Source organism: Clostridium sp., assembly GCF_047718555.1.
GTDB lineage: Bacteria > Bacillota > Clostridia > Clostridiales > Clostridiaceae > Clostridium_I.
On the sequence record NZ_JBDNRK010000002.1, the window covers coordinates 33,576 to 45,824 of the forward strand.

At 30.1% G+C, this 12,249-nt stretch carries 10 protein-coding genes; 4 read left to right on the forward strand and 6 right to left on the reverse strand.

Annotation, left to right across the window (positions count from 1 at the left end; all coding sequences use genetic code 11):
* Nucleotide 1 precedes the first annotated feature (1 nt).
* From ABF633_RS00915 to purR, 6 genes are all read right to left on the reverse strand, one after another.
* Entirely contained in the window at nt 2-1,423 is a 1,422-nt protein-coding gene (locus ABF633_RS00915; RefSeq protein WP_415521096.1) for an ATP-binding protein, read from the reverse strand.
* Nucleotides 1,424-1,426: 3 nt separating this feature from the next.
* On the reverse strand, nt 1,427-2,113 hold the full coding sequence (locus tag ABF633_RS00920; RefSeq protein WP_415521098.1) for a response regulator: 687 nt from the start codon (nt 2,111-2,113) through the stop codon (nt 1,427-1,429).
* Nucleotides 2,114-2,355: 242 nt separating this feature from the next.
* Nucleotides 2,356-3,327, reverse strand: a complete 972-nt coding sequence (locus ABF633_RS00925; RefSeq protein ID WP_415521100.1) for a ribose-phosphate diphosphokinase — start codon at nt 3,325-3,327, stop codon at nt 2,356-2,358.
* A gap of 22 nt (nt 3,328-3,349) precedes the next feature.
* Nucleotides 3,350-4,720 (reverse strand): bifunctional UDP-N-acetylglucosamine diphosphorylase/glucosamine-1-phosphate N-acetyltransferase GlmU, encoded by a 1,371-nt coding sequence (gene glmU, locus ABF633_RS00930; RefSeq protein WP_415521102.1) that lies wholly within the window; start codon nt 4,718-4,720, stop codon nt 3,350-3,352.
* Nucleotides 4,721-4,879: 159 nt separating this feature from the next.
* Nucleotides 4,880-5,167, reverse strand: a complete 288-nt coding sequence (gene spoVG / locus ABF633_RS00935; protein WP_415521104.1) for a septation regulator SpoVG — start codon at nt 5,165-5,167, stop codon at nt 4,880-4,882.
* Between the two features lie 104 nt (nt 5,168-5,271).
* Nucleotides 5,272-6,087 carry a pur operon repressor gene (gene purR / locus ABF633_RS00940; protein ID WP_415521106.1) on the reverse strand — a complete coding sequence of 272 codons (816 nt, stop codon included), beginning with the start codon at nt 6,085-6,087 and terminating at the stop codon, nt 5,272-5,274.
* Between the two features lie 265 nt (nt 6,088-6,352).
* Here purR and murC point away from each other — a divergent pair, with 265 nt between their 5' ends.
* From murC to ABF633_RS00960, 4 genes are all read left to right on the forward strand, one after another.
* A complete protein-coding gene (murC, locus tag ABF633_RS00945) occupies nt 6,353-7,729 on the forward strand; it encodes a UDP-N-acetylmuramate--L-alanine ligase (RefSeq protein WP_415521107.1) in 1,377 nt (458 codons plus the stop codon).
* 327 nt (nt 7,730-8,056) lie between these two features.
* Nucleotides 8,057-9,793 (forward strand): ABC transporter ATP-binding protein, encoded by a 1,737-nt coding sequence (locus ABF633_RS00950; RefSeq protein WP_415521109.1) that lies wholly within the window; start codon nt 8,057-8,059, stop codon nt 9,791-9,793.
* Nucleotides 9,793-11,577, forward strand: coding sequence for an ABC transporter ATP-binding protein (locus ABF633_RS00955; RefSeq protein ID WP_415521111.1), 1,785 nt, complete (start codon nt 9,793-9,795; stop codon nt 11,575-11,577). The genes ABF633_RS00950 and ABF633_RS00955 overlap by 1 nt, the downstream gene beginning before the upstream one ends.
* Nucleotides 11,578-11,846: 269 nt before the next feature.
* Nucleotides 11,847-12,167 (forward strand): hypothetical protein, encoded by a 321-nt coding sequence (locus tag ABF633_RS00960; protein WP_415521113.1) that lies wholly within the window; start codon nt 11,847-11,849, stop codon nt 12,165-12,167.
* Nucleotides 12,168-12,249: the final 82 nt, after the last annotated feature.

The window sequence follows — 12,249 nt, forward strand, 5'->3', positions numbered from 1 at the left end:
ATTAATTATTTGCCTTTGTCAATGTAAATGTAAATTCAACTCCGGTATCTTTAATATTTTTTACCCATATATCTTCTCCATGCTGAGTAAGTATGCTTTGAACTATAGGTAATCCAAGTCCTGTGCTAACTTTAGAGGTTCTAGATTTATCTTTTTTGTAAAACCTATCCCAAATGTGCTTTAAAGCATCTTCTGATAAAGGCTTGCTTTCATTGTAAATTGAAATAAAAATCTTATCTCCCTTTATTTTTGTTGCAATGCTAATCTTTCCCTCATTTACTACATATTTAACAGCATTATCAATCAAATTTGTCACAACTTGCATTATTCTGTCCATATCTCCCATTGCATAGGAATCATCTTTGTCAAAATATACATCTACTACTAATTTCTTTTCGTTTATTTTAGGCTCAAACTTTATAACTGTACGCCTTATTATCTCGTTAATATTAAGTTTAGTTATATTCAGAGTTAACTGCCCAGATTCTATAGCTGATAAATCCAATAGGTCATTTACAAGTCTCGTTAATCGCTGAGTTTCATCATAGGCCAAAGATAGATAATATTTTTCTTTTTCTGCTGGTATGACTCCATCCAATATTCCTCCAATAAATCCCTTAATAGAAGTTATTGGAGATCTTATTTCATGGGAAACGTTTGAAATAAATTCTCTTCTATTTTTTTCAATCTTAGTTATAGAATCTGCCATATAGTTAAAAGAATTTGCCAGCTCTCCGATTTCATCCTCTGATTTAATTTCAACTCTTTTTTCTATATCTCCATTAGCTATTTTTCTAGCTGCATAGTTTATTTTACCAAGGGGATTAACAATAATTTTCTGTGAAAGGTGATATATAACAATACAGGCTATTATTATGGCAAACGTGGCCAATACCCAAATTATATAGTATACTTTTATAAGGGGTCTCTTTATTTCAGACAAAGAGGTATTCATCATTATAGCCCCTTCAAAGCCATTACTATTATCTGAAATTGGAACGATATATGTATGTACAGGTACATTGAAGGTATCTCCATATACGTCTTTTCTAGCAATAATATTTCCTTTCCTAAGCTGTTCAATATCACCATTTAAAATTATTTGTTTATCAAGTAATTTGGCATTAGTTTCATTAGAAACTGCATAGACGTAACCATATTTCCCTATTAAAAGTATATTTGCATTAAAATAGTGTTCAAGATTCTGCAGTGTATCGTTTAGGAAATCATAGGACATACCACCCTGCATGTAATTTATTGCTACAGGTTTTATAAGTGCAGCCCCTCTAGAAAGTTCATCCTCTCTTTGTTGAAAATAGTAGGATTCAAACCAAACAGACAAAAGTCCTGAAACAATAATGAAACTTATAGCTATGATAATAGTATATGTTGCTATCATCTGAGAAAATAGTCCCTTTTTCATACACTACTTCACCTCAAATTTATATCCAACACCCCATACTGTTTGAATTTGCCAATTCGATCCTCCTTGAAGCTTCTCTCTTAACCTTTTAACATGCACATCTACAGTTCTTGAATCTCCTGGGTAGTCATATCCCCATACTTCACATAAAAGCTGTTCCCTTGTAAATACTCTATTTCTATTGTTTGCGAGATAATATAATAATTCAAATTCCTTTGGCGGCATCTTTATCTCTTCTCCATTATATACAACAGAATAAGAATTTATATCTATTAATAAACCATCAAAGCTTAATTTTTCTTTGCCTCTATTATCCGTATTATATCTTCTCAATACCGCTTTTACTCTTGCTATGAGTTCTTTAGCTTCAAAAGGTTTAACAATATAATCATCAGCTCCAAGCTCAAGCCCCAAAACCTTATCAAAGGTCTCTCCTTTAGCTGTAAGCATAATTACAGGAGTTTCATATTCCTTTCTTATGGCCTTCAAAACATCTATACCATCTACATGAGGCAGCATTATATCTAAAAGCACCAAATCTGGTTTGCATTCTATAAAAGCATCTATAGCTTCTTTTCCGTCATAACACAGCCTTGTACTGTACCCTGAGCTTTCAAGATATATTTTTATTATATCTGCTATGTTTTCATCATCATCAATAATTAAAATTGTTCCTAATGTTCCTTCCATTCTTATACCTCCTATAGGTATTACTATTACCATAGTAATTATAATTTATCATATTTATTTGATTTAATCATGAATGTTACAAATTATTAATTATAATTTAAAATATAGTAAAACATCGCAAAACTAAATTGTAGATTGCGATGTTTTACTTCTATTGATTTGGACATCGTAAATAAACAACCAGTTAATATACTCTCATCTTTAACTTATTATTTATTTTCAAATGCCTTACATAATTTATATTAATTTTTATCTATTGCTTCATCAAATATTTTACTTACTGAAACATCCTCATATATTCTTCTTATGGCTTCCGCAAAAATATTTGCTACAGATAAAATTTTTATCTTATTGCTGCAATTTTCCTCATCAACAGGTATTGTATCTAATACTACTACCTCTTTAAGACTGGATTTTTCAATTCTCTCCATTGCAGGCCCTGACAATACTCCGTGAGTACAGCAAGCATATATCTCTTTTGCCCCCAAATTTGTAAGTGCATCTGCTGCATTGGTAATTGAACCGGCTGTATCTATCATATCATCTACTAATATAACTTTTTTTCCATCTATATTACCAATAACGCTCAATACCTCTGATACATTTGGTTTTGGTCTTCTCTTATCAACTATAGCTATTGGAACTTCAAGTCTTTCTGCAAATTTTCTAGTTCTCTTCACTCCACCTATATCAGGTGATACTGCAACTAATTCATCCTTATTAAAGTCCAATTCTTTAAAATATTTAGCCAAAATTGGTGCACCTTCTAAATGATCAACAGGTATATCAAAAAATCCTTGAATTTGTGCTGCATGCAGATCCATTGTAAGCACTCTGTCTGCACCTGCTGTATGTATAAGATCGGCTACAAGCTTTGCTGTTATTGGCTGTCTTGCCTTTGCTTTTCTGTCCTGTCTTGCATAAGCATAATGTGGTATAACGGCAGTTATTCTTCCTGCTGATGCCCTCTTAAGAGCGTCCAGCATAATTAAAAGTTCCATAAGACTGTCATTAACAGGTTCACAAAGAGTCTGTACCACAAATACATCTGCCCCTCTTACGGTTTCATTAATATCAACGTAAGTTTCCCCATTGCTAAATTTACTTACCTTAGAATCTCCTACTTTAATTCCTAATATATCTGCAATACTCTTTGCCAAATCAGGATTTGAATTACCTGTAAATATTTTTATATTTTTTCCATGACATATCATAATAAAATAATCCTCCTAAAGTTTATTTCTTTAAATTCTTTTTTGATACCCAGTCTTTTTTATTAACCTGTCTTGCCCTAGCTATTGCTAATGATCCTTCTGGAACTTTTTCAGTTATTGTTGATCCCGCTGCAATATATGTATTGTCTTCAACTTCTACTGGTGATACTAAATTGGTATTGCACCCTATAAATGAATTATTACCAATTATGGTCTTATGTTTTTCTTTTCCATCATAATTTACCACTACTGTTCCGCAACCAAAATTACAGTCATTTCCAACTTCTGCATCACCTATGTATGTTAAATGTGATACTTTAGTGTTGTCGCCTATTTTGGATTTCTTAATTTCAACAAAATCACCTATTCTAGCATGACTTCCGATGCTAGTCTCTGGTCTTATATATGCAAAAGGTCCTACTGTAGTATTACTGCCTATTTTACTCTCTAAAATTACAGAACTCTGTATAGTTACATTTTCACTGATAATACTATTTACGATTCGAGAATTAGGATAAAGAATGCATCCCTCTTTTATTATGGAATTACCTTCAATTACATTCCCAGGATATACTATTGTATCCTTTTCTATCTGTACATCTTCACCAATATATGTACAATTAGAATCAATAATAGTAACTCCATTTTCCATATGTTTTTTATTAATTCTATCTCTCATTATTCTCTCAACTTCAGACAATTGAACTCTTGAATTAACCCCTAGAGTTTCCTCAAAATCAATAGGCATTGCACCAATTTTTTCTCCAGCTTTTCTTAATATCTCAATCATGTCCGTTAAGTAGTATTCTTTTTGAGCATTATCATTATTAATTTTTTCTAATCCATTTAAAAGAATTTTTATGTCAAAACAATACATCGCTGCATTGATTTCTTTAACTTTCAGCTCGTCAGGACTGCAATCCTTATGCTCAACTATTTTCTCTACGTCATCTTGAGAGTTCCTTATAATTCTGCCATAGCCATCAGGGTGTTCTAATATTGAAGTTAGCAGAGTAGCTTTATATCCACCTTGTTCATGGAATTTAATGAATTTTTTAACAGTGTCTCCCGATATTAAAGGAGCATCCCCTGCAAAGATTGCCACAATTCCATCCTTATCTTTCAAAAATTCTTTAGCGCACATAACAGCATGTCCTGTACCTAATTGTTCACTCTGAAAAGAATAAGTTACATTTTTATCTCTTGTAGCTATCTTTACTTGGTCAGCTCCTTTTCCTATTATAATATTGATAGATTCAAAATCTGACTTTCTCATCACATCAATTACGTGATTTAACATTTCCTTACCACAGACTTTATGCAGTACTTTAGGTAAATCCGATTTCATCCTTTTGCCTTTGCCACCTGCCAAAATCAAAACACACTTATCCATGTTTACACCTCTTTTTGTACATTTTACGACAATTAACCTTTATCATTATATTTTATTATTAAAGTATTTTCAAGATAATAGGACATTTTTTCAAGTTTCTTGAAAAGCCATCCAGTTGAATTCACAGAAAATAAAAAGGAGTATTACCTCCTTTTTATTTTATTCTTCACTTTCTGTTTTTGTTTCTTCTTCATTTTTTACTTTTTCGTATTCATCCAAAATTGCCGTTTGTATTTTTTCTCTTGTTGTAGTGTTTATAGGATGTGCTATGTCCTTAAATTCTCCATCTGGAGTTTTTCTACTAGGCATAGCAATAAAAAGACCATTCTGACCTTCGATAACCTTTATATCATGAACAACAAATTCATTATCGAATGTAACTGAAACTATGGCTTTCATTTTTCCCTCTGTAGTTATTTTCCTGATTCTTACATCTGTAATCTGCATTATTCAACTCCACCTCCAAGATGCTTTATAAGTCTTATATTCTCTATATTTTATATTTTTCCTTCTTATTTTTCAAAAAATTTATAATTTTTATGAAAATTTTATTATTTTTTATTCTCCGATGGAATCAGAACTGCCGTTCCATCCTCAGAAACACCGTTAAATTTTAAAATTGATATGTAATTATCCACAAGTTTTCTTTTATTTTCCACATTGTCCACTAATATACCAATTCCTAAAACTTCACTATCAAATTCCTTTAATAGATCAATAATTCCTAATGCAGTTCCTCCAGCCTTCATAAAGTCATCAATAAAAATACATTTACTTCCTCTTTTCATTGATCTTTTAGATAAAGACATATTCTGTATCCTTTTACTTGATCCACTTAAATAATTTATACTTACAGTAGGCCCCTCCGTAACCTTACTGTCTCTTCTTACTATAATAAGTTGTACTCCCAATAATTTGGCCACCTCATAAGCAAGAGGTATTCCCTTTGTTTCTACCGTAACTACATAATCTATTGACAATTTATTGAAATTTAATGACAGAATAGTTGCAGCCTTATGCACCATTTCAGGATTATACATTATATCGGTCATATAAATAAAGTTTCCTGGTATTATTCTATTCTTTTCTTTTAGAATAATACATAATTCATTGGCAAATTTCTCTTTCTCTGCTTCCGAAACGTTACAGGCATATTTAATTCCACCAGAAGCGCCCGAAATTGTTTCAATATTTCCAATCTTAAGTTTATTTAATATATCCCTTATAATAACTATATCTTCACTTATTGTTGATTTAGCTGCATTAAATATCTCAGTAAAATTATTTAAATTTATAACTTTATTAGGCTTTTCAACTAATATTTTAGTTATAGCTGCTATCCTCTGATTCCTACTAAATTTTTCCATCCCATCACCTGTTTACATTAAAATTACGAATTATTTATGAAATAATTTTCTTATTATTCATATTTTATGCTATATTATAGCCTTTATCAATAGAAATATTCCCGTTTTTCTATGTTATTGATTATTTTATGTATTGCTTTTTTCTATATTTGTATATAATTTAAGAAGGGGAATTTTTAATTATAACTATTTTCAAAATTCGTTAGGAGTAAAACTTCTCTGATATATACAAATTAATTAGTTAATATTTTAAGGAGTTGGTTTCATGAATTTTAATTTAAATATGGATTTTAAGAAAAAGGTTCATTTTATAGGTATAGGCGGTATTAGCATGAGCGGACTTGCTCAAATTCTACTTAAGAGAGGATACACTGTATCAGGTTCAGATATGAAAGCATCTCCTCTCACAAAAAAATTATCAGAGCTTGGAGCAGAAATATATATAGGGCATGATAAGAATAATCTTAAGAATGTAGACTTAGTAATATATACCGCTGCTATCCCTGACACAAATCCAGAACTGGCAGAAGCTAAGCTGTTAAACCTTCCGCTGCTGACAAGAGCAGAGTTTTTAGGATTAATAATGAAAGGTCACAAATATAATGTGGCTATATCTGGAACCCATGGTAAAACTACAACTACCTCCATGATTTCTCATATAACTTTAGAAGAAAATTTAGACCCCACTATTCTTGTTGGCGGCGAGCTTGATATTATTGACGGCAATGTGAGAACTGGAAAAAGTGAATATTTTATTACTGAAGCCTGTGAATATAAAGCTTCATTTTTAAAGTTTTACCCTTATATAGGTATAATTCTTAACGTGGATGCAGATCATTTGGATTATTATAAGGACATAGATGATATTCAGAATACCTTTGAAAAATTCACTAACCTCATTCCAAAGGATGGATATCTGATTGCTAATGCAGATGATACAAGAACCTCTGCAATTGCCTCAAAAACTAACTGCAATGTTGTAACCTTCGGTATAGATAACGGTACTATAACTGCCAAAAATATATCCTTTGATACAAAGGGCTGTGCTTCCTTTGATGTTTATAATGCTAATGATTTCTTATTTAATATAAAGCTTAATGTTCCTGGAAAACATAATATACTGAATGCTTTAGCTTCAATCAGCTGTGCTCTAATACTTAATATAAATAAATCTTCTATATTAAATGGACTCTCAAGCTTTGGTGGAACCCATAGAAGATTTGAATATAAAGGTGAAAAAAACGGTGTAACAGTAATAGATGATTATGCACATCATCCAACAGAAATAAAAGCTACTTTATCAGCTGCTAAAAATTATCCTCACAAAAGAATACTTTGTATTTTTCAGCCTCACACTTATTCAAGAACACTTTCTCTTTTTGATGAGTTTAGTAAAGCTTTTACTGATACAGATGAGCTTATATTAGCAGATATTTATGCCGCTAGAGAAAAAGATACAGGTGTTGTCAGCTCAAATACACTTGCAAATTCTATAAGAAAAAATAATGTAAAATGTGAAAATATACACAGTTTCCAAGAGATAGTTACCTATCTTAACAATAACTTAAAAGAAGGAGACCTACTTTTAACTGTAGGTGCTGGAAATATATTTGAAGTTGGAGAAATGTATTTAAAAAATTAGAAGAAATTAGAAACTTTTATTGACAAATATTTTTTAATAATTTATGATAGAAACATAATGTTAATTTAAGGAGGTAGGAAAATGAGATACGGAATTTTATTTAGCAATACAATAACTTTTTATAAAAATTTAAAATTTAGTCCTACCTTAAAAGATGTACTTTATAATTAACTTAAAGTTTGTTTTTAATGGTCATGGGCTAATACCCATGACTTTTTATTTTTTAATTTGTATTAAATTATGCAAAAGTTCATGGTAAATCATGGGCTTTTTTATTTTTTATGAACAGATTTCTAAATAATAACTACATAAAGGGGGCTTCATTAATTGAAAAAAATACTGAAATATTTACCTAAATATCGTCTTCTTATACTAATACCATCAATAGCAATGCTTTTAGGTATTGGACTTGATATGTTAAATCCATATTTAGTACAGATAATGATAGATAAGGTAATAATATTAAAAAGATATGAACTACTAACTAAACTTCTTATTTATATAGGTCTTATATCTACATTAAGAGCTATTCTTGGGTATGTAAAAGAATATTGTTTTGATTATATGTCTACTAAAGTAACCACAGATATAAAAAAAGACTTATTCGATCACATTCAAAACCTTTCCTTTAGCTATTTTGACAATATGAATACAGGAGAACTAATGTCAAGAATAGGAGAAGACATAGAAAATGTATGGAAATCTTTAGGCTTTGGAATAAATTTAATAATAGAAAATATGTTATATTTTATTATTGCTTCCATAATACTTTTTAAGTTAAATTGGATACTTGCAATTACCTGCCTGGCTACTATGCCTATATTAATCTATATAACTGCTAAATTAAAAAAAGAAACGGACTCTCAATTTGACAAGATAAGTGACCAAATAGTTGTATTAAATACTACAGCTCAAGAAAATATTGCTGGAGTAAGACTGGTAAAGGCTTTTGCCAGAGAAAAGCATGAAATATTAAAGTTTTTAAAATTAAATACTATTAATTTTAATCTAAATGTAGGATTAAATTATATATGGAGTAAGTATAATCCACTACAAGATTTCTTGGGGAATATATCAACACTACTAGTTGTATGCGTTGGCGGTATATTAGTTATAAAAAACAATATGAGCATAGGTACTTTAGTAGCCTTTAATTCCTATGTTTGGATGTTAATATGGCCAATAAGAATGATTGGTACCTTTACAAATGTAGTTTCCCAAGGCTCAGCTTCAGCAAAAAAAATAGATAAAATATTTAACATAAAACCAGAAATAGTAAGTCCTAAAAATTCAATCTCTCTTAATAATATTAAAGGAGAAATAGAATTCAAAAACGTAACCTTTAAATATAATAGTGAAACTGTTTTAAAAAATATTAATTTAAAAATACCAGCCAAAAGCACAGTGGCAATAATGGGTACTACTGGTGCTGGCAAATCCTCTTTGATAAATCTAATAGGAAGATATTATGATGTTGCTGCTGGAAGTGTTTCGGTAGATGGAGTAGATGTTAGAGATTTAAATATGGAACTTTTAAGAAGGCAGATGTCCATAGTTCCACAGGACACCTTTCTTTTCTCTGATACTATCGAAAATAATATAAAATTCAGTAATATAAATGCTTCTAAAGCTGAAATTGAAAAAGCTTGCAGTGATTCCTGTGCTCTAAATTTTATAAATAAACTTGAAGAAGGCTTTAACACTATTATTGGCGAAAGGGGAATAGGTCTTTCTGGCGGTCAAAAGCAAAGACTTTCCATAGCCAGAGCACTGGTTAAAAATTCAAAAATACTAATTTTAGATGATTCTACCTCAGCTTTAGACATGGATACAGAATATAATCTACTGAAAAATCTTTATAACAGACAAGAAAAAATAACTACTTTTATAATTGCCCATAGAATATCAGCTGTAAAGAACGCAGACATTATTGTATTTTTGGAAAATGGTGAAATAGTAGAAACTGGAACTCATAAAGAATTAATTGACAAAAAGGGACGTTATTACGAAATTTATTATGAACAATTTAAATCTTTAGAAGATGATGAAAATGAGGTGATATAATGGCTAAGAATTCAATAAGGCAAGATGAAGATATAAATGATATCTCCAATAAAGATTTAATAATTAGATTATTCAGTTACTTAAAGCCCTACAAATTAAAGGTATTCTTTATATTAATACTCCTGATTTACGTAATGATATGCGGTCTTTTAAATCCCTATTTAATGAAAATAGCTATTGATAAATATATTTCAGTAAAAAATCTACAGGGTCTTATTTTTATAGCTATTATCATGTTCCTGCTGAATTTTTTATCAATGCTTGCTTCAAAAACAAGTATTCGAATGATGTCTAGGGTTACAAATAAAGTTTTACTGAAGATAAGACAACAGCTTTATGAACACATTCAGAAACTTTCCTTTTCCTTTTTTGATAATAGACCCGTAGGAAAAGTTTTAGCTAGGGTAATAGGTGATGTAAACTCTCTCCAAGAGTTATTCTCCACCAGCTTAACAAGCTTTATACCTGAAATATTAACACTTATATGCGTAACTTTTATAATGTTTTATATGAACTTTAAGCTAGCTTTAGTTTCTATAGTCGTTCTTCCCTTCCTGTCAATTGCTCTTTTTTCCGTAGAGACAATTGCCAGAAGCAGATGGCAAAATTATAGGAGAAAAAGATCAAATTTGAATGCCTATACCCATGAAGATTTTTCCGGCATACGAGTAATAAAAGGCTTTGCTGAAGAAGAAAAAACATCAAGAAATTTTTTATTGTTTACAAAAGATATGATGAATTCTTTTGTAAAAGCAGTAAGATTAAATGACTCCTTTTGGCCAATAGTTACTCTATCCTCTGGCATAGGTACTGTACTGGTTTTTGGATATGGAATTTCTCTTATAAAATCAGGCAGTATAACTATCGGAACCATGGTTGCTTTTATTTCTTATATAAGTATGTTTTGGAGACCTATTATAAATATAAGCAATTTTTATAATACTCTTATCACAAACTTTGCTGCTGGTGAAAGAATATTTGAAATTCTTGATATTAAACCAGATATAATCGATATTAAAAATGATATTATGCCTAAAATAAAAGGTACTGTGGAATTTAAAAATTTAACTTTTTCCTATAATAATGACACCACTATTTTAAACAATCTTAATTTCAAAATAATTCCTGGAGAAACTGTAGCCTTAGTTGGACCTACTGGTTCTGGTAAAACTACAATAGTAAACCTTATAAGCAGATTTTATGATGCTACCAAAGGTGATGTACTAATTGACGGTAAAAGTGTCAAAAATTTTACTATAGAATCTTTAAGATCTCAAATGGGAATAATGCTTCAAGACACTTTCCTATTTTCCTCTACTATAAGAGAAAATATAAGATATGGAAAACTTGATGCCACTGATGAAGAAGTTATAGCTGCTGCAAAATCAGCTAATGCTCATGGTTTTATCATCAATCTTGAAAAAGGCTACGATACGGAAGTTAATGAAAGAGGTTCTAGACTTTCAGTTGGGCAAAGGCAGCTTATATCCTTTGCAAGAGCACTTCTTGCAAATCCAAGAATATTAATTCTTGATGAGGCTACCTCTAATATAGATACTTATACAGAGAAGCTTGTGCAAGAGGGAATACAGAAATTGCTAATTGGCAGGACTTCTTTTGTAATAGCTCATAGACTTTCTACTATTAGAAATGCTGATAAAATTATGGTTATAGATAATGGCAATATAGCTGAAGCTGGAACTCATAGGGAATTAATGAAATTGAAAGGATTATATTATGACTTATTTATGTCACAATATAAATTTCTTAATGAAACTAATTAATTATGTAGAAATGAATGGCAAAACAAATATTCTGATACTTGAAGATGAATTAAAAAAGGGATGTATCACAATGTATATATGCATTGTGATACATCCCTTTAGCTATTTTACTATTAAAAATAATTATTAAAATCTATTTTTGAATAATTGAATGAGGCCGTTCCCAAATTTACTCCTTATTTTTTTATAATTTTATGTGTAAAATCCTATAAATTAGGCAAAATATAATAGAATGTAAAAAGTCTATTTTTATCATGGGAGTGATTAACATGAGAAATTTTATTATTTCAGCAGGCATGGATTTAGTCCTAATACTTATATCATATTTTTTATTTAGAAGTATTATTAGTGGACCTACTCGTCATAGATTTTATGAAAAATTCATGAGCTCTTTTGCAAAATTTGTTATTTATATATTTGTAGCTTCAATATTAATTACTGGTATAACTGCTCTAATTGTTTATAGAACCAGATATGTAGTATATATTAATATCATTGCACCGGCACTGGTCTCTATACTTATAGGCTTCATAGTGTCTGTGGTACCTACAAGGGGTGCTGGGGATAAAAGGCATAAGTCTTCACATTGATAGAATAAATTTTTTATAAAGCTATCACAACAAAAATAGGATTTAGCAGTAATTATCTTTCCAGCACTAAATCCTATTTTTT

Bases quoted from the DNA above. Each gene is read 5' to 3' on its own strand.
- ABF633_RS00915 (WP_415521096.1), bottom strand. From the start codon at position 1,423: ATGAAAAAGGGACTATTTTCTCAGATGATAGCAACATATACTATTATC.
- ABF633_RS00920 (WP_415521098.1), bottom strand. From the start codon at position 2,113: ATGGAAGGAACATTAGGAACAATTTTAATTATTGATGATGATGAAAAC.
- ABF633_RS00925 (WP_415521100.1), bottom strand. From the start codon at position 3,327: ATGATATGTCATGGAAAAAATATAAAAATATTTACAGGTAATTCAAAT.
- glmU (WP_415521102.1), bottom strand. From the start codon at position 4,720: ATGGATAAGTGTGTTTTGATTTTGGCAGGTGGCAAAGGCAAAAGGATG.
- spoVG (WP_415521104.1), bottom strand. From the start codon at position 5,167: ATGCAGATTACAGATGTAAGAATCAGGAAAATAACTACAGAGGGAAAA.
- purR (WP_415521106.1), bottom strand. From the start codon at position 6,087: ATGGAAAAATTTAGTAGGAATCAGAGGATAGCAGCTATAACTAAAATA.
- murC (WP_415521107.1), top strand. From the start codon at position 6,353: ATGAATTTTAATTTAAATATGGATTTTAAGAAAAAGGTTCATTTTATA.
- ABF633_RS00955 (WP_415521111.1), top strand. From the start codon at position 9,793: ATGGCTAAGAATTCAATAAGGCAAGATGAAGATATAAATGATATCTCC.
- ABF633_RS00960 (WP_415521113.1), top strand. From the start codon at position 11,847: ATGAGAAATTTTATTATTTCAGCAGGCATGGATTTAGTCCTAATACTT.